Source organism: Pseudomonas arcuscaelestis (assembly GCF_016881005.1).
Taxonomy (GTDB): Bacteria; Pseudomonadota; Gammaproteobacteria; order Pseudomonadales; family Pseudomonadaceae; genus Aquipseudomonas; species Aquipseudomonas arcuscaelestis.
In genome coordinates, this window is record NZ_JACOPV010000002.1 from 105,260 (window position 1) to 123,239 (window position 17,980).

At 60.3% G+C, this 17,980-nt stretch carries 13 protein-coding genes; 4 read left to right on the plus strand and 9 right to left on the minus strand.

Annotation, left to right across the window (positions count from 1 at the left end; translation table 11 throughout):
- Positions 1–3 precede the first annotated feature (3 nt).
- Both H8F21_RS02835 and H8F21_RS02840 read right to left on the minus strand, forming a co-directional pair.
- Positions 4–414 (minus strand): RidA family protein, encoded by a 411-nt coding sequence (locus H8F21_RS02835; RefSeq protein WP_003201555.1) that lies wholly within the window; start codon positions 412–414, stop codon positions 4–6.
- Positions 414–1,733, minus strand: a complete 1,320-nt coding sequence (locus H8F21_RS02840) for a flavin-containing monooxygenase (RefSeq protein ID WP_203583988.1) — start codon at positions 1,731–1,733, stop codon at positions 414–416. The genes H8F21_RS02835 and H8F21_RS02840 overlap by 1 nt, the downstream gene beginning before the upstream one ends.
- A gap of 313 nt (positions 1,734–2,046) precedes the next feature.
- Here H8F21_RS02840 and H8F21_RS02845 point away from each other — a divergent pair, with 313 nt between their 5' ends.
- Entirely contained in the window at positions 2,047–2,232 is a 186-nt protein-coding gene (locus H8F21_RS02845; RefSeq protein WP_203583989.1) for a hypothetical protein, read from the plus strand.
- Here H8F21_RS02845 and H8F21_RS02850 read toward each other — a convergent pair.
- Positions 2,207–3,187 carry a DNA-binding protein gene (locus tag H8F21_RS02850; RefSeq protein ID WP_203583990.1) on the minus strand — a complete coding sequence of 327 codons (981 nt, stop codon included), beginning with the start codon at positions 3,185–3,187 and terminating at the stop codon, positions 2,207–2,209. The genes H8F21_RS02845 and H8F21_RS02850 overlap by 26 nt on opposite strands.
- Before the next feature lie 315 nt (positions 3,188–3,502).
- Between H8F21_RS02850 and H8F21_RS02855 the strand changes: the two genes are divergently transcribed.
- The gene (locus H8F21_RS02855) at positions 3,503–6,316 is read left to right on the plus strand and encodes an HD domain-containing phosphohydrolase (protein WP_203584077.1); all 2,814 of its coding nucleotides are present in this window, start codon (positions 3,503–3,505) and stop codon (positions 6,314–6,316) included.
- Positions 6,317–6,600: 284 nt separating this feature from the next.
- Here the strand turns inward: H8F21_RS02855 and H8F21_RS02860 are convergent, their stop codons facing one another.
- The 6 genes from H8F21_RS02860 to H8F21_RS02885 all read right to left on the minus strand — a co-directional run bounded on the left by H8F21_RS02860 (position 6,601) and on the right by H8F21_RS02885 (position 14,937).
- Positions 6,601–7,641: a Rieske 2Fe-2S domain-containing protein gene (locus H8F21_RS02860; protein ID WP_203583991.1), complete on the minus strand. Its 1,041-nt coding sequence runs from the start codon at positions 7,639–7,641 to the stop codon at positions 6,601–6,603.
- A gap of 137 nt (positions 7,642–7,778) precedes the next feature.
- Positions 7,779–9,179, minus strand: coding sequence for a DUF1329 domain-containing protein (locus H8F21_RS02865; RefSeq protein ID WP_203583992.1), 1,401 nt, complete (start codon positions 9,177–9,179; stop codon positions 7,779–7,781).
- A gap of 87 nt (positions 9,180–9,266) precedes the next feature.
- Entirely contained in the window at positions 9,267–10,451 is a 1,185-nt protein-coding gene (locus H8F21_RS02870; protein WP_203583993.1) for a helix-turn-helix transcriptional regulator, read from the minus strand.
- Between the two features lie 88 nt (positions 10,452–10,539).
- The gene (locus tag H8F21_RS02875) at positions 10,540–12,903 is read right to left on the minus strand and encodes an efflux RND transporter permease subunit (RefSeq protein WP_203583994.1); all 2,364 of its coding nucleotides are present in this window, start codon (positions 12,901–12,903) and stop codon (positions 10,540–10,542) included.
- A gap of 7 nt (positions 12,904–12,910) precedes the next feature.
- A complete protein-coding gene (locus H8F21_RS02880) occupies positions 12,911–13,885 on the minus strand; it encodes a WD40/YVTN/BNR-like repeat-containing protein (RefSeq protein ID WP_203583995.1) in 975 nt (324 codons plus the stop codon).
- 161 nt (positions 13,886–14,046) lie between these two features.
- On the minus strand, positions 14,047–14,937 hold the full coding sequence (locus H8F21_RS02885; protein WP_203541244.1) for a VOC family protein: 891 nt from the start codon (positions 14,935–14,937) through the stop codon (positions 14,047–14,049).
- A gap of 184 nt (positions 14,938–15,121) precedes the next feature.
- On the opposite strand from H8F21_RS02885, the gene H8F21_RS02890 reads away from it, so the two are divergent.
- Positions 15,122–16,291, plus strand: a complete 1,170-nt coding sequence (locus H8F21_RS02890; RefSeq protein WP_203583996.1) for an acyl-CoA dehydrogenase family protein — start codon at positions 15,122–15,124, stop codon at positions 16,289–16,291.
- Complete coding sequence (locus H8F21_RS02895; protein ID WP_203583997.1) at positions 16,288–17,475, plus strand: acyl-CoA dehydrogenase family protein; 1,188 nt, start codon at positions 16,288–16,290, stop codon at positions 17,473–17,475. The genes H8F21_RS02890 and H8F21_RS02895 overlap by 4 nt, the downstream gene beginning before the upstream one ends.
- Positions 17,476–17,980 lie beyond the last annotated feature (505 nt).

The window sequence follows — 17,980 nt, forward strand, 5'->3', positions numbered from 1 at the left end:
TCCTTATTCGGGAATGACTGCAATCACATCGATTTCCATCAGCCACTGCGGCTGGCCGAGGGCGCTGACCACCAGACCTGTGGAGATCGGGAACACACCCTTGAGCCACTTGCCAACCTCTTGGTAAACCGGCTCGCGGTAACGTGGATCGATCAGGTACGTGGTGGTCTTGACGATGTGGCTGAGATCGCTGCCAGCCTCTTCGAGCAGTTGCTTGACGTTGCGCATGGCTTGCTCGGCCTGCGCCCGCGGATCACCCAGGCCCACCAGTTGACCGTTGAAATCGGTGCCCACCTGGCCGCGCACATACACGGTGTTGCCGGCACGCACTGCCTGGCACAGATCGTTGTCCAGGGTCTGGTTGGGGTAAGTGTCTTTGGTGTTGAACATGCGAATGCGGGTATGAGTAGGCATCAACGAACTTCCATAAGGCGGGCGGATTGAAGGGTGGACTCAGGGCTTGCAGCCTGGCGTTGCGAGGCATCCCGATAGTCGAAATAGGCGCGCTGCTTGATGATGTGCTCGCCGATGTGCCGGGCGTCGTGCCACACGCCCCAGATAAAGGCCGAGCCACGACGGGCCAGCCACGGCAGGCCGACAAAATAGATGCCCGGCTCGCTGGAAACGCCGCGCTGGTGCTGTGGCTTACCATCTGCCTTGAAGGCATTGACCTTCAGCCAGTCGTAATCGACCGAATAGCCAGTGGCCCAGATAACCGTGGTCACCCCGGCCTTGGCCAGGTCCAGCTCGAGGATCGGCTGGGTCAGGCACCCAGGATCAGGCAGCATGATTCGCGCTTCCGGCTCCTGCGGCAGGTCCAGGCCATTGGCGGCGATATAGGCGTCGGCGGCATCCAGCAAGGCCAGGTAGTTTTCGTCACCGCGAGCGATGTTCTCGGCCAGGTTCGCCTCGAAGCTCACTACGCCGTTGTCAAAGGCCTTGGTCAAGCCGACCAGGGTCATGCCTTGCTGGGCCAGGCGACGAAAATCCACGGTATGACCACCGCGCGCACCGCTTACAGCAATAGTGACGTGCTCTTTGCCCGGCTGTACGCCTTCGGCATCCCACAAGCCGAGCACACCCAGCCACCAGCAGAAGTCGCGGTTGCGGTAAGCGCGTGGTGGACGGTCATGGGCGCCCACCGAAAGGTACACCTGCTTGCCGGCACGCTGCAGTTCATCGGCGATCTGCACCCCGGAAGAGCCGGCACCCACCACCAACACAGCGCCATCGGCCAGTTGCTGCGGGTTGCGGTATTGGGCGGAATGGATCTGTACGACCTTGCTGTCGACGGGTGCGATGGCGGGAATCACCGGACGCTGAAACGGGCCGGTAGCGACCACCACATTGTTGGCTTCGATCACACCGTCGGAGGTTTCAATAGTAAAGCCTGGACGGCCGACGTTACGCTCGACCTTGGTCACTTCCACGCCGGTACGCACCGGCGCATTGAATTTGCGCGCATAGGCTTCGAAGTAATCGGCGACCTGATCCTTGGGGGCGAAAGCATCAGGATCCAGCCCCTCGAACTCAAGGCCAGGGAAGCGATCGTGCCAGGCAGGACCGTTGGCAACCAGCGAGTCCCAGCGTCCGGTCCGCCAGGCTTCGGCAATGCGATTACGTTCAAGGACCAGGTGCGACACGCCCAGGCGGCTCAAATGTTCGCTCATGGCAATACCGGCTTGGCCAGCGCCAACCACGAGCGTATCTACTGCTGTCTTATTATTTGTCATCTCTGCGCCCTACTGAGGTTTCCCACGCGGATGGCCGTGGGTGGGTGTAGGACGCATTCTGTGCAAAGGCTTGAAAAGGCGAAATTATGATTTTTGTTGTTGCTAGAGAGTAAAAAGCTTTGTGGGTCTTAAATGCCCTTGGGTGGCGGTGCGAAGCCGTGCCGATTATTTCGCCGTGACCTTGAATAGCTACGGTTTTCTATTGGACGCTGTCTCTATTCCTCTCGCCATCCGTGTGGCCCATGACCAGGATGCACACCTGCTTGCGGTGCTGGAACGCTCTGCTGCTCAGGCTTTTACGGCCTAAGAAGGTGTGCAATGGCTCGCCAGTGGCGACGAGCTCAATGCCTCGCAGCATCAGACCTTTATTGGTAATGGCCATGCCTGCGTAGTGATTGATGAGCACAGCCTGGGCGTCTTTCTGCAACAACAGTTGGCTGCCGAGCAGCGCCATGGCCTCAACGACCGCTGCGCTATGCGCTTGAATCTTCAGCGCTGACTGGCTGGGCAAGCTTTTCGGCCTGACGCAACTGCGCCTCCAGCTTGCCGATCAATTGCAATTGCTGACGCAGTTCAGTGACCCGCTCCGCCAGGCTCAGGGCCAGGTTCTGATTCTGTTTTTCAAGTTCATCCCGCGAGCCATTGAGCTGTGCCAGATTTATCTCCAGCCCCTGGATCTGCGCCTGGCGCCGGTCAGCCTGGGTCTTGAGCGTACGCTGACCCTCTTTGAGGGTACGGATCTGTACCAGCAGGCCTTCGTTGTCGCGGTTCAAACGTGTCAACTCGTCCTGCTTGACGATCAGCGTCTGCTGCAACTGGCGCAACTCGATTTGAAGCTGCTGTACCTGCCCTTCATGCCGGCGCTGCTCCTGCTCGCGTTGTTCGCGGCTGGCACTGCGGTAGTGCTCGAGCGCATCGCGGGCGTGCTGGTGCTTGTCTTCAAGGGAGGCGATCTGTTCATCCTTGTCGGCCAGACGCAGCTGCAACTCTCCCACTGATTGATTCAGCGTGGCATTTCGGGTCTGTTCGGTTTGCAAGGTACTGCGTGCAGTGGCCAGCTCGGCAGACTCTGCCGCCAGGGCGGCAGCCTGGATCTGATGCTGCTGTTGCAGCGCTACCAGCGCCTGCTGGCTGATCTGCACCTGGGCCAAGAGTTTTTCTCGCTCGCTCTCGAACCCAGCCTGCGCCTGCACGATGCGCGCTTCCCCTTCCTCGCGGAGCTGCTCGGCCAATTGCTCGACCAGGTTTGCCAGTGCGTCACTCAGGTCAGGTGTACTGGCCGGTGCCGCTGGGTATTGGCTGTTCAGCTCCTTCAAATAGCGGTGAATCGTGGTTTTCGAGCCGGTATTGCCGAGTTCGATGCGTACCGCATCGATACTGGGGTGTACACCACGGGCCAGCAATGTCTGGCGGGCCTTCTGCACTACCGCCTTGTTTATACCGCCACGGGCCATGGGTACTCCTACTATTTCGTATTGTGGTATGTACTACGTGTTTACATGGTATCTGACCCGATAAAATACCGCTTAAAAATCTTGAATATAAGATGAAATAATCACGGCTTATCGCATTTGAAGGAGGTTTTGCGCCGAGAAAAGGCCTTTTGGCGCCTGTACCGGAGCTGGTCTAGCATTCACGTACGTAGCGCTCTCCCTGGCGGACACGCTATAAACAGCAGCTACCCCAACGCGTGCCGATGAAGGATCAAAGCCTTGAACAGCCCCCACAGTCGCGGGTTCCCACTGCAGGTGCTCATCGGCCTGGCAATCATGTTGAGTACCCTGGTGCTAGGGGGTGTTCTCGCCTATCTGGGTTATCGGGGGATCGAGCAGGCATCGCTGGCGGCCTCGGCGAATGCCACCCACCAGCTTGGCCTGACCATCAATGAGCGCGCCCAGCGCTTGATCGATCCGGTGATCAGTTCGATTCACTTGCTGGCGTACGACCCGATCTCGCAAGCCGACACCCTGCCAAAGCGTCTTGAACGCTTGCCCTTGCTGGTGGCAAGCCTGGAAACCAACAAGATGCTCAGCGCGGTGTATGTGGGCTATCCCAACGGCGAGTTCCTGTTGGTACGGGAACTGCGCAGCGAGCAAGTCCAGCAACACCTGCAGGCGCCCCCAGGCGCCACCTATCTAGTGCAAAGCATCAGCCTGGACGGCGTCGGGCAGCTCGTTGGCGAGTGGCGATTCTATGACCGGCAACTGGCCCTGCTCGAAACGACAGTTAGACCTGACTACCACTTCGATCCGCGCACACGCTCCTGGTTTGTCGCAGGCATGGGTTCGCCAAGCTCGGTGCTGACCAAGCCCTATGTGTTCTTTACCACCCGCGAAATAGGCCTGACCGTGGCCCAGCGCAGTATCGACGGTTCAACCGTGCTGGGCATGGATGCGTCGGTGAATGACCTGGGCGGCGAAGTCGAGGATCTGCGCATGACCCCCGGCACCGAAATGGCGGTGGTCGACAGCTCGGGCAGCGTGATCATTTATCAGGACCCGCAACGCGTAGTGGTCAAGGACGGTGACCAACTGCGCTTGTCGCGCCTTCACGAACTGGGCGAAGAAAGCCTCAATTGGTTATTCGCCAGCGACTTTAAAGGTGTCAATGCGCGCCGCTTCCAGGCCGGAGGCAAGCGTTGGTACGGCTTTCAGGTGCCGCTGTCGTCGTTTACCCAACACGATCTGCGCTTGCTCATCGCTATCCCTGCATCCGAACTGCTCGGCGAGGCCCGCCACCTGCTGATCAAGCAAGCTGTATGGGCCACTGCGTTGATTGCCCTGTTGATGCTGGTGGGCTGGGCGCTGGCGCGACGTATCGGCAAGCCTTTGCGCGCATTGACCCGGCAAGTGCGTGCACTGGACAGTTTCGATTTCAATCAGGCCGTAGGGGTCGAGTCGAAGATCAGCGAAGTCAGTGAGCTCAGCCATGTGCTGGGCAACATGTCGCGCACCATCAACAACTTCCAGGCCATCAACCTGACCCTCAGCCGCGAAACCGACCTGGATAACATGCTCAACGGTGTACTCAGGCAATTGGTGCAAGCCACCGCTGTTGAGGGTGGTGCGATCTATTTGCTTGACGATGACTCCGACAATTTACGCCTGGCAGCGCATTGCCGCGGCGATCAGTATCCGCCCGAACTGAGCTTGCGCGTGCATGGCCAGGAAGACCTAAGCGCCGCCGTGGCGCTGGCACTGCGCAGCCAGGCTGAGTACCTGACTGTGGTACTGAACGATCGCGGCGAACGTTTGCTGGGCATTCTGGTACTGCAACTCGCCGCTGCGCAGCAACAACCCGGTGGCGTGCCCCAGGCCTTTCGCCGATTCGTCGAGGAATCCTCAGGCGCCGCTGCGGTGGCCATTGAAACGCGCCAGTTGATCGAAAACCAGCAACGCCTGCTCGACGCCATCATCAAGCTTCTGGCCGACGCCACCGATGCCAAGAGCCCCTACACCGGCGGTCACTGCGAACGTGTGCCGCAACTGGCAGAAATGCTCATGAACGAGGTTATCGCGGCTCGCAGCGGCCCTTATGCGCAGTTTCACATGAATGAACTGGAGCGCTACGAGTTCAAGATCGCGGCCTGGCTCCATGACTGCGGCAAGGTCACCAGCCCCGAGTACGTGGTCGATAAAGCCACCAAGCTGGAAACCTTGTACAACCGTATCCACGAGATTCGCACACGCTTTGAAGTACTCTGGCGCGACGCCGAGCTGGATTATTGGCAAGCCCTGGCCGCTGGCGGTGATAAACAACGCCTGCAACTCTCGCTCGACAACCGCAGGGCCGAGCTGCAGCAGGAGTTTGCCTTCGTTGCCAACGCCAACATCGGTGGCGAGTTCATGAGCGATGAAGACATTCAACGCCTCGAGCAAATCGGCAGTCGCCAATGGCTGCGGCATTTCGATAACCGCCTGGGTGTCTCTCGTGATGAAGCCGAACGGCTGAAATCAGCGCCGCTTTCTAGCTTGCCAGCACCGGAACAGCTGCTGGACGACCGTCCCGAGCACATTGTGCCCTGGGGTGAGCGCAAGCCACCGGTGGACAAACACGATCCGCGCAACATCTGGGGTTTCGACATGCGCCTGCCGGCGCAAGCCTACAACTATGGCGAGCTGTACAACCTGAGCATTCGCCGGGGCACCCTGACCGAGGAGGAGCGTTTCAAAATCAACGAGCACATCGTGCAGACGATCATCATGCTCAACACGTTGCCCTTACCCCGTCACCTCAAGCGCGTGCCAACCATTGCTGGCAATCACCATGAAAAGATGGATGGCAGCGGCTACCCACGTCGGTTGAACCGGGACGACATGAGCATTGCTGAACGGGTGATGGCGATTGCCGACATTTTCGAGGCCCTGAGCGCCGCCGATCGCCCTTACAAACCCGCCAAGACATTGTCCGAGTCAATAAAGATTCTAGGCTTCATGGCCCGCGACCAGCATATCGACGCACAGCTGTTCCGCTTGTTCCTCACCAGTGGCGTGTACCGCACGTATGGCGAAAAATTCCTCCACCGCGACCAACTCGACGAGGTGGATATCCAGCCTTATCTGGCCGCCACAGACGATGTTTAGCGAACGCGACAGCGATCAGCAGCAGTGGGGGTTGCCCAGGCTCAGCGCAAACTTGGCAACTTCTGAAAGCTGGCGACCTGTACCACGCATCCCGGGAACTGAATGCAGGCCGCGACAATAGCTGGTTTGGGTGGTACTGGAGCCAGACCGGCGTAGGCCAGGACAGCCAACGTCAATACCGGTATTGCATAGGCTCGAAGGCTTTTTATTTTCATTGTCTGCTCTCCTCAACCAGTGAACCGCGATTAACCGGCCCGTTTTCCGGGCCGGTTGTCGTTACTCGTTCAACGCTCGTCGACGGTTACAATCTCGCGACGCTCGGCCATGCTTGCCGGCACCAGGTCTTCATCGGTGAAAAACTGCTCGTACCACTCGCGCAACTGGTAAACCGGACCGTCGTTTTCAGCCAGTACCGGTTTGTCGATACGAATCTTGTGCTTCCAGATATCCACGTCCTGATAGAACGAAGCGCGGTTGCCCATGACATAGGCCTGCGCCACTTCGCGGTTCTGTTCCTCACTCCAACCCGGCACACGCTTGACCATGCAACCAAAGCGCAGTTGGAAACTGTCGGGGGTTACCGGTACATGGCTATTGAGCAGGATGGCGTGTACCCGCGCCTCACCGAACATCGAACTCAGGTGGGTAAAGTGCGTAGCCGGACCGTAATACGCCGACGGTGCAATCAAGTCGCCCCCAAGGCGCTCGGAGTCGCCATGGAAAATCTGTCGGCCGATATGACCTTCGAAGACGTTGGCGAAGTATTTCGTCGGGGTGCCGTGGACAGGGCCGAAATGCTGGGCATCGACCAGGTTGTCGACCAGTTCGCGCGGGTTGGTTTCGATGAGCATGGTGTCGATGTTCCACTCATGAATCCACTCGCTGTCGTCCATTTCCTCCAGGTGCGGAATCACAACGCCGTCTTTTGGCAGACGGCCTTCCGGGTTGTTCCAGACGAACAGCAGGTTATTTTCTTCGCAGGTCAACCAGCTGCGTGTCTTGGCCTTGGGTGGAATACGCTTGCAGTACGGAATGTCCACGCATTTGCCGCTGCTGTCGTACTTCCAGTGGTGAAACGGGCACACTACGGTGTCGTTTTCGATGGTGCCCTGAGACAGGTCGGCGCCCATGTGCGGGCAATGGGCATCGAGAATGCTGATTGCGCCTTGGCTGTTGGCGAAGGCCACCAGGCGGGTGCCGAAGATGTTCAGCGTGTGCAGCTTGCCGTCACGGTAGTCGGCGGCATCGCCCAGGCAGTGCCAGCCACGCGCATAGCGGTGGGTGCGCTGGCTGTTTTCGATGCTGAGTTCAGCGAGTTTCGTCATGTTCTTATTCTTCCTCTGGTGGAAACTCCGGGTCGAGCATGGCCCAGGCGTTCAGCCGGTTCGCCCCCTACCCGACATCATTGAGCAGCCTTTGCGGGCTGCTCATCGTTCAAACGGACTAGATCGATGAGCGGGCGTTACTGCCCTGCCCTGCGCGCCGCTTCCGGGCCGAAATCACGCGGGCTGAAGCCGCCTTTATTGAGCACGTAACCATTACGCTGTTCATTGATCAGGTTGAACGCCAGGTAGCTGCCGGCGTTGAGGTCGTGATAAAGGCCAACCCCGGCCTGCGGTACCTGGGATTCATAGGCATAGAAATAGTTGACCATCGAGGTGCGCCACAGCTCGCCACGGTTGTCGTAGTTATCGGCCAGCATCGGGAACCAGGTGTCTTCATCGATGTACAGCTTGCGCTTACCGTACAGGTGGCGATAACCCGGTTTCAGCGTGCCCTCGAGCTCCCAGACACGATGGCGCTCGTAACGCATGGCATCAGGGTTGATGTGCCCTGGCGTCAACAGATCGGCGTACTTGAGGTTGGCTGCGTGCAAACGGTAGGTGTTGTAGGGGATGAACATTTCGCGTTTACCGACGATCTTCCAGTCATAGCGCTGGCCGGACCCGTTGAAAAGCCGCACTTCATCCACGGTGATCGAGCCGCCAGAGCCCGGAAAGGCCATGTCGAAACCGTAGCCTGGCGACTGACGCACCCGGCGGGTACCGGGATCGTAGCGCCAGCTTTGACGCGGCTCGGTCTTGTCGTTCCAGAACTCGGTGCCGGTATTGATTTCACCTTTGTCACGCTGTGGCAGCAGGGTTTCGTTGAGGTAGAACGATGAGTTGCCCACGGTTTCGCCGATTTTGCCCGGCTGCAGCGCGGGCGCGAGGTTGCGAGAGTGCACCCGGCCCCAGTTGATATTGCCGTCCTTGAGCACATAGGCATTGTCGGACACGTATTCCTCGGTCCAGGCGCGCAAGGTAAAAGTCGAGGCATTTTTCAGCAGCTCCAGGCCACTGCGCGGCACCGGAAACGGCGTGCCACCGGTCTTGCCTACAACCCCTTCGCCATCGTCTACCAGGCGCGCCACGCTGGCGTTTTCACGGGTGGCCGCGCAAACCGAGTCGGCGAAGCGAAAGTCGCGGTGGGTGGGATACACCGGGATCTTGAAGCTGGTCGGATACAGCTTAAACAAGGCTTTCTGCCCATCAGACAGGTAGTCGTTGTACTGCCCAAGGTTTTCTGCCGTTATGACGAACAGCGGCTTCTCATCAGGATAAGGGTCGACCGGATGGTTGCCGGTGCCCTTGAACTGGACATGCGGCGGCACCCCCAGCCACTGGCCACTGTAGGGCGGAATGCTGCTGTCGGTGTTGCCGCTCTTGTCTGCGCCCACACAGGTCAGCTCGGTGCCCAGCCGCGCGGCATCCTCGGGAGCAGCGTAAACAGGGCTTGCACCGGCGCACCCCAGCAGCAGGAGTAGCAGCCAGGTGCGGCGCTCGGCCAGTACCTTGGGGGCGAAGGAATTACGCTCGGTCATTGTTGTTCTCCTTGGTTTCCGATGGCGGTGGCCCAGTATCGACAGCGCGACAAAGCCCGAGCATCGTCTGCTCGGACTAGCGCATTTTTACCCCGTCACCCGCGCCATCGTCGGCGGCCCAAGGGCAACCACGCTGTTGAGCAGAATGCGCACCAGCTCGGTCTGGCGCCGCACCCCGGTCTTGGAAAAGATTGCACGCAAATGCGCCCGCGCCGTATTGCGGCGAATGTTGAGGGCCTCCGAGGCTTCCTCGAGCGACAAGCCGTTGGCCAACTCCAGCGCCAGCGCACTTTCAGCCGGGGTCAGGTTGTACAACTGCGCAGTAGCGAGGTTGCTGACCAGCGATTTGCCCACTGCATCGCGTACATACACCACCACGGTCGGCTGACCTTTGCCCTCGACCCGGTCCTGGAACGGGATCAGTTCCACCACTACGCCAAGATTGACCTGCCCAGAGGGTCGTGAAACCGACAACGCAGCCGCATGGCCTGGGCCATTGCTGCCCTGCCGCGCGCGCTGGAACGCATCGCGCAGCAGCCGCGACAACTCGCGGTTATCGCTGGGATAAGTGGCCTCCAACCGGCCACCCACCAGCTTCAGGCCGTCGTTGCTGTCGAGGATTTCGCGGGCCACCGGGTTCAACTGCAGCACGTTGGCACTTTCATCGAGCACGATGGTGGCGACCGACAGCCGACTGATGGCCTGGAAATACAGGCTGCCCAACGACTCACTGCGATCGAGCAATGCGTGCAGGTGCAGGGCGCGACGCAAATGCGGCACGAGCATGGCGCACAGCGCACGCTCAGTTTCGTTGAACATCGGCTGGTCGCGACGGCGGTTGATGCGAATACGCAATTTGCCGCCATCCGGCATGCTGATATCGGCACCGAGCATCTGGTGGCAGCCATATGGCTGGCAGTACAACAGGTAGAACGATGAACCCAGCCACTCGCTTTCGCTCATCAGGTCTTCAATGGTGAACACCTGATCCAGCGGCAGGCTGTTGAACGGCGTGGATTTACTGTAATAGGCATAGTGCTGGATCTCGCCAGCGCCGTTGACATCGCCCACGGCAAGCATCGGCGACAGGTAAGGCTCCTCCACTGCTCGCAAGATCAAGGTCACGATGTTGGCCTGAAAAACCCCCTGCAGCTGACGCAATGATTCGGCCACGCGCCGGGTGTCCAATGCGCCGTCGTAGAGGTTGCCGATAAGCTGTTCATAGTCTTCGACCTCCAGCCCCATCAGCGCCAGAACCTGTGAATTGTGCATAACCCCCCCCGGTAATAATCTCAGTGGCAGCGGGCTTGGCCGGTGATGCGCTTGGTCACCCACATCACCGGCCAGGACAGCCCCTGCTTCAGGCAGTAACTACCTTTGCCTGCGCTACAAGTGGGCGCCCCTGGTTGAACCATGCAGCCAGGGCTGGCAGCAGGAAGATCGCGCCGAGCACGTTAACCAGGAACATGAACGCCAGCAGGATGCCCATGTCGGCCTGCAATTTGAGCGGGGCAAAGGCCCAGGTCCCAACCCCGATGGCCATGGTCAGGGCAGTAAACACTGCAGCGGTGCCGCGTTGGCACATGGCGCGGTAGAACGCTCCGCGCAGATCCACGCCCGCGGCCATCTCGTGCTGGATGCGCTCGTACAGATAAATGCCGTAGTCGACCCCCACCCCGACCCCCAGCGCCATCACCGGCAGCGTGGCAACCTTCAGGCCAATACCGAGCATCGCCATCAATGCGTTGCATAGAATCGCCACCACTGCCAACGGCACCAGAATGCACAGCACCGCGCGCAGTGAGCGGAACGTCAGCAGGCAAAACAACGCCACCGAACAGAACAACGCTGCGAGCATGATCACTTCGGCATGCTTCACAGCCTCGTTCGAGGCCGCCATGACGCCGACGTTGCCGCCCGCCAGTTTGAATTCCACTTCAGAGGCGTGAATGGAGGCGATGATGCGCTTGGCCTCGTTGACCACATGAAAGACTGTCGCGCCTTCGTGATCGTTGAGAAACACCAGGATCTGCATGCGCTTGCAGCCTTCGGTCACTAGACCTGAGTCTGCCGAGTAAGCCAGCGAGCCCTGTTGCAATCCCCGGGAAGAACCTGGAATGGCCGCCCAGCGCGGGTTGCCTTCATTGTTCCCGGCAATCATCTCCTTGCCCATGCCCGCCACGCTTTGTACCGATTGCACGCCCGCCACTGCGCGCATCTGAAAGTCGAATGACTCGACCGCACGCATAACCTTGGGGTTCAGGCAGGCTTCGTCTCCCGCCCGGGCTTGCAGGAACACCGCGAGCACGTCCAGGCCGATGGAGTAGCTGTCGGTGATGCGCTGGTTGTCTTGGTTGTAACGCGAGTCGGCACGCAACTCTGGCGCGCCGACGCCAATATCACCGACCTGCAACTGCCGCGCCTTGAGCACGCCGGCGCCCAGCAGCGCCAGGCTGATGGCAAACACTGCCAGTGCCGGGCCCGGCTCAGCCAGGGCGGATAGGCGCCACCACAATCGATGCCGTGTGGCTCGCGCTTTCGGCAGCGCAGCCCGCGCGGGAAGCGCCAAGCCGGCCAAAATCAGCGGCAACAACATTTTATTGGTGATGATCATCAGCATCACCCCAACACAGGCCGTTACGCCCAGCTCATGAACGATGGGGATGTCGATGAGCATGATCACGGCGAAACCCAGGGCATTCATCAGCAACGCCAAGGCTCCGGGAATGAAGATCGCACAGAAGGCTGAGTGCGCAGCCTGACGTGCATTCGCGCCAGCCAGCACTTCCTGGCGCCAGGCGTTGCTCATCTGCACGGCGTGCGACACACCAATGGAGAAAATCAGGAACGGCACCAGCACCGACATTGGATCGATACCCAGGCCCAGCAGCGGCAACAATCCCAGTAGCCAGACTACCGGCAACAAGGCCACCAGCAACGCCACCAGCGTCAGCACCAGCGAGCGGGTGTACAGCCACAGCAGCAAGGCGGTGATCGCGAACGCCACGGCAAAGAACATCAGCACCGTGTTCAACCCTTCGACTACATCCCCGACCAGCTTGGCAAAACCCACGACGTTGATTTCGATATCGTCATTGCTGTACCGGCTGCGAATGTCTTCCAGACGCTGGGCAATGTCGACATACGACACCGGCTTGCCGGTCTTCGGGTCGGTATCCTGCAGGTCGGCACGTACCAGGGCCGAGCGTTGATCATTGGCCAGCAGTCGACCGATTTGCCCGGCGCGGGCCGCATTGCTGCGGACCTTGGCCAGGTCTTCTGCAGTACCGGCATATTGTGGCGGCACCACCAGATCACCGACATAGCCCTCCTCGGTGATCTCCACGTAGCGCACGTTGGGGGTGAACAGCGACGTCACGCTCGGGCGGCTGACCCCGGAGATGAAAAAAACATCGTCAGTGACCTTCTGCAGCACCTCGAGAAACTGCTGGTTGTAAATGTCGCCCTCACCTTTCCAGTGCACGTTCACCAACAGCCGATTAGCCCCGGTGAACACGCGACTGAAATCGAGGAAATTGAGCATGTATTCATGCCGCACCGGAATCTGCTTGTTAAAACCAGGGTCCAGGCGCACCTGGGTAGCGCTGAAACCAAGGCCCAGACTGAGCAACAGAAACAGCGCCAGCCAGCGGCGGCGGTTATCAAGCAAAAGGTCGGCGCAGCCACGTACGCAGCGTTGCAGCCAAGGAAGGTTCGAGGTCATGAGAAACTCACTGTGCATGAGCGGCCAAGCCGCCGTCCGGGCCCTGGGAAACACCGCGCTCACCGGCCACGAGCAAATGCCTGGCATTGAGGGCCACCGCTGAGGTCAGCGTGCCCAGGCCACTGCGCCGGCTACGTTCAACAAGCTGCCCTTGTCCATCGAGATGGATCAGCTGACTGCCCGCGCCCACCAATACAACGCCTGCTTCGCCCGGCAACCGTGCATGCCCATAAATGGGCTGACTGCTGTCGAGGGCAACACGCTGCCAGCTGTCGCCGAAGTCCACGCTGCGAAATACCTGTCCGCGCATGCCGTAGGCCACCCAGTGCGAGGCCGAGAGGCTGACCACACCGAACAACGAGCCGTTATAGAACGGCGCAAGCTGTTGCCAGTTGCGCCCCGCGTCATCCGAGCGCAGCACCAGGCCTTGCTCGCCAACCAGCATGCGCCGGCCCTGGCGATCACCATCCATGCCGTTGAAATGCGCACCATCACCGGGCAACTCCCGTGCGTGCCAATGCTCGCCGGCGTCGCTGGACTCCAGGTACTTGCCGTAGCTGCCGTAAGCCGCCACCTGCTGACCATCCCCGCTCCACACACCGAGCAAGGGCTCGCCGAGGTCGGCGTCATAATGGGCTTCCTGCCAGGTGACGCCACGGTCTTGCGAGCGCGCAATCAAGCCGTCGTGGCCGACGGCTATCAACGTCTGCGGGTTCAAGGCAATCAGGCCGGTGAGTGTCGCCTCACGCTCAAGGGAGACTCGCGTCGAATGCCAGGAGCGTCCACTGTCGAGGCTGGTCAGCAAGGTGCCGCGCTCACCTGCGGCCAATAGCTGCTGGCCATTGACCAGCAAGGTGTTGACCTGCACGCGGTCCACCTGCAACTGCGTGGCCAGTAGCGGTGCCGGGTTGCGCGGAGCGAAGGCGAAAGCCACTGCTGCCAACACCACGCCGCTGACGGCGTATCCAATCAGCTGGCGCATTGCGCAGTCCTCCGGGAACGTCGTGGAAGTAGGCACATGGGGCGTCGATCCTGTTGTTATTGTTACCAGGATCATCAGCTCGCCCCGCCGGCCCTACATCGTCCAAACGGCTTAGCCGGCCAGGGCCTGGCGGCGGTGATTGAAGTGTGTTGTGCGTGCTATTACTGTTGGCCGACCGAGAAGTCATGCCCCCAGATGCTCACGCGGGTGAACTCGAACGCCGCATGCTCCGCCCAGTCAACCTGTAGGCCCCCACAGCCATACTCCAGGTCAAAGCCCGACGGCGTTTTCATATAGAAGCTGGTCATGTGGTCGTTCAGGTGCTGGCCGAGTGTCGCCGACAACGGCACGTCATGGGCCAGCAGGCGGTCGTGGGCACGCCCGACCTCGGTCATCGAGTCGACTTCGACCATCACATGCACGCAGCCAGACGGCACCGGATACTCTGCCAATGCCAGGCTGTGGTGACGGGCGTTGCGACAATGCAGAAAGTGGATGCGGATCGGCGGCGCCGAAGGGTCCGGGCGGAAGTTGAAAATATCCGACAGTTCAAAGCCCAGTACCTGCTTGGCAAAGGCCAGGGTTGCGTCAAAATTCGGGGCCGGAAGCACGGTATGGCCCAGGCCCATGTCGCCAGTAACAAAACGCGGCACGCCCTGAGGTGAGACAAAGGGCTGACAGTCGGAGCGATGCCCCCAACTCAATTCATGGCAATTACCCGAAGGGTCGCTAAGGCTGACCAGCGCCTGGACACCTCGTTGCTCGATCTGCTCGGCGCTACCGGGTTGCCACTCGATACCCTGCGCATCGAGATGCGCCAAGGCAGCCTTATAAGCCGATTCCGAGGCCAGTTCCCAACCTGAAGCCACGTAGCGTGCCTCGCTGCCCTCGACCACCAGCATACGAAACGGACGCGCGTCCATTTTCACGTACAGGCCACCTGCTGGCGCCTCGCTGACCTGCATGCCGAGAACATCCTCGGCGTAGCGTTGCCACTGGCTGAGGTTGTTGCTCATGGCGACGAAATAGCTCAAACCGCGAATCTCGATCATGCCGCTGCTCCTTATAGGGCAAATTCGGTAGTGGCGGTCATTCTGCGAAGCGCGGCAGTGGGCCCTCATCGTCCGTTGAGACTACTTGCCGTGTAGTAGCGCAGACTAGTCCGTTTCAATGATTCGCCACTAAAAGCACCGCTCCTAGACTCAAGCTTCTATCCGCCGCACCGAGTCGACACCCATGGAGTTCGCATTCAACCAAGAACAACTGATGATTCAGGACAGCGCTGCGCGCTTTCTCGCCCAGGTCAGCGACTCCCATGCGGTGCGCGCCGCCATGTCCCGGCCTGAAGGTTATGACCCCACGTTATGGCAGCGCATTGGCGAAGAGCTCTACTGGCCTGCGTTGATCATTCCCGAGCGCTTCGGTGGTTTAGGGCTGGGCTTTGCCGAGCTGGCGATCCTGCTGGAACAGAGCGGTCGTCACCTGCTGTGTGCACCCTTGTTGGCGACTACCTGCCTGGCGACGCCAGCGCTGCTGCTGGCCAGCAACCCGGCGTTGCAAGATCGCTGGCTCGGCGCGATTGCCGCCGGCGCCAGTGCCACCCTGGCGTTCGCCAGTACGCCTGGCCTCGGTGCCGACAGCGTGCAGGTGCAAGCCGTTGCCGATGTGCAGGGGTACCGTTTGAACGGCAGTTACCTGCAGGTCATCGACGGCAACCAGGCTCAGCTACTGATCGTTGCGGCGCGCACCCCCGGCAGCGCGGGCGAAGCTGGCATCAGCTTATTTGCCCTGCCCGCCGACAGCACTGGCGTTCAACGTCACGCGCTGCCAACCCTCGACCAGACCCGCCGCCTGGCGCGCATCGAGCTGCACGACGTCAGCGTCAGTCCTGCGCAGTTGCTCAGCGATGCAGGCCAAGGCTGGCCGCTGTTGCGTGACGTACTGCAGATCGGCGCAATCGGTCTGGCCGCCGAGCAAAGCGGTGGCGCACAGCAGGTGCTGGAACTGACCCTGGACTACATCGGCGAGCGGCGCCAGTTCGGTCGGACCATCGCCAGTTTTCAGGCCATCAAGCACCGTTGCGCCGATCTCATGCTGCAGCTTGAATGCGCCCGATCTGCGGCGTGGTATGCCGCCTGCGTCGCCCAGGAACGTCTTGACCGCAATGGCGATAGCAGCGTTGCCAGTGAACTTCTGGAGGCCGCGGCCACCGCACAGATACACGCCAGTGAAGCCTTCTTCAACTGCGCGGCCGAGTCGATCCAGCTACACGGCGGTGTCGGCTTTACCTGGGAATACGACCCGCACCTGTATTTCAAACGCGCCCGCGCCAGCGAGCAGCTGCTGGGCAGCCCTGCCTTGCACCGTGAACGCCTGGCGGCGCAGTTATTGGGAGAATTGCAATGAAGATCGCATTCAGCGCCGCTGATGAAGCGTTCCGCACAGAGGTCGCCCAGTGGCTGGCCGAACACCTGCAAGGCGAATTTGCCGCCCTGCGCTTTCGCGGCGGACCGGGGGATGAGCACAGTTTTCCCGAACAACGCAAAGCCTGGGAGCGTGCGTTGGCAGCCGGTGGCTGGATCGGCGTGGGTTGGACCGAGGCCGACGGTGGTCGCGGGTTAAGCCTGAGCCGTCAGGTAATCTTCCACGAAGAGTACGCCCGAGCTGGTGGACCAGGGCGCATGGGCCACATAGGTGAAGGCCTGGTTGGCCCAACCTTGGCTGCGTTCGGCAGCGCGGCGCAAAAGCAGCGTTTTCTGCCAGGCATCCTCAGTGGTACGCAGTTCTGGTGCCAGGGCTATTCGGAACCGGGCGCGGGCTCGGACCTGGCCAACGTTCAAACCCGTGCACGGCTGGATGACAGTGGCGAGCATTGGCTGATCAGCGGGCAAAAAGTCTGGACCTCACTCGCTCACGAAGCCGATTGGTGCTTCGTATTGGCCCGTACCCAAGCGGGTAGCCAGGGTCATCACGGGTTGTCGTTCTTGCTGGTACCGATGGATCAGGCGCAGATTCGCGTACAGCCAATCCAGCAACTGACCGGTACCAGTGAGTTCAACGAAGTGTTCTTCGACCAGGCGCGCACCGCCAGCGACAACATGATTGGCCTGCCGGGCGAAGGCTGGAAGATAGCCATGGCCCTGCTGGGTTTCGAGCGTGGCGCTTCGACGCTGGGCCAGCAAATGCAGTTTCACAACGAACTGGAAGAAATCATCGCCGTGGCCAAACGCAATGGCGCAGCGCAAGACCCGCTGATGCGCCAGCGTATCGCCCAGGCCTGGGCCGGATTGAAAGTACTGCGCTACAACTCGTTGCGCATGCTTTCCGGAGCCCAGGACGGTAGCCTGCGGCGCGAAGCGATGATCTACAAACTGGCTTGGTCCAACTGGCATGCAGCGCTGGGCAAACTGGCAATGGATGTACTGGGCGAAGAAGCCGAAGTGCTTGAAGCTGCACCGTATCAACTGAGCCGATTGCAGGCCCTGTTCCTGTTCAGCCGGGCCGACACCGTGTATGGCGGCAGCAACGAAATCCAGCGCAACATCATCGCCGAACGCGCCCTGAACATGCCCCGCGAACCCCGAGCCTGACCCCCGCGCAGCCCTCTCCCCCCGGAGAGGGACATCTCAACCCACACTAGAGGCGCGCCGGATCTGCACCTGATCCGCTGTTGACCTGCTTTTGACCTGTTTTTGACCTGTTTTTGATCTGCTTTTGATCTGCTTTTGACCTTGATCTACCCGCCCCGTTAACCAGAAGGGCCGAGTGAAGGTGTTGCGAAAGGGCGAGCGCGCAGCGCCTTCGGCCCCAGCCGAAGTTGCGAATCGTAGTGTTGCTTGCAACGCGTAGATCGCAATGCCCTGAAGCGACACCGTAGCGAGGGTACCCGAAGCGCAGCGTAGGGCCCCTGGTGGGGCAAGCCCTTTGCTTACTTTGGGGCGACTGCCAAAGTAAGGCGCCGTAAGGGCGCAAAGGTGACTCAACGCCACCAAAGCAAATGGATCAGCACCCAATTGAAGCGCCACATCGCCAGACAAACCCGCCCCCAAGCTGAGTTGAAAATTAAATTCGCCCTGCTAAAAAGCCAGAGCGAAA

Excerpts from the sequence above, each read along its gene's own strand:
- H8F21_RS02835 (WP_003201555.1), bottom strand. The coding sequence starts at position 414 with ATGCCTACTCATACCCGCATTCGCATGTTCAACACCAAAGACACTTAC.
- H8F21_RS02840 (WP_203583988.1), bottom strand. The coding sequence starts at position 1,733 with ATGACAAATAATAAGACAGCAGTAGATACGCTCGTGGTTGGCGCTGGC.
- H8F21_RS02850 (WP_203583990.1), bottom strand. The coding sequence starts at position 3,187 with ATGGCCCGTGGCGGTATAAACAAGGCGGTAGTGCAGAAGGCCCGCCAG.
- H8F21_RS02855 (WP_203584077.1), top strand. The coding sequence starts at position 3,503 with ATGTTGAGTACCCTGGTGCTAGGGGGTGTTCTCGCCTATCTGGGTTAT.
- H8F21_RS02860 (WP_203583991.1), bottom strand. The coding sequence starts at position 7,641 with ATGACGAAACTCGCTGAACTCAGCATCGAAAACAGCCAGCGCACCCAC.
- H8F21_RS02865 (WP_203583992.1), bottom strand. The coding sequence starts at position 9,179 with ATGACCGAGCGTAATTCCTTCGCCCCCAAGGTACTGGCCGAGCGCCGC.
- H8F21_RS02870 (WP_203583993.1), bottom strand. The coding sequence starts at position 10,451 with ATGCACAATTCACAGGTTCTGGCGCTGATGGGGCTGGAGGTCGAAGAC.
- H8F21_RS02875 (WP_203583994.1), bottom strand. The coding sequence starts at position 12,903 with ATGACCTCGAACCTTCCTTGGCTGCAACGCTGCGTACGTGGCTGCGCC.
- H8F21_RS02880 (WP_203583995.1), bottom strand. The coding sequence starts at position 13,885 with ATGCGCCAGCTGATTGGATACGCCGTCAGCGGCGTGGTGTTGGCAGCA.
- H8F21_RS02885 (WP_203541244.1), bottom strand. The coding sequence starts at position 14,937 with ATGATCGAGATTCGCGGTTTGAGCTATTTCGTCGCCATGAGCAACAAC.
- H8F21_RS02890 (WP_203583996.1), top strand. The coding sequence starts at position 15,122 with ATGGAGTTCGCATTCAACCAAGAACAACTGATGATTCAGGACAGCGCT.
- H8F21_RS02895 (WP_203583997.1), top strand. The coding sequence starts at position 16,288 with ATGAAGATCGCATTCAGCGCCGCTGATGAAGCGTTCCGCACAGAGGTC.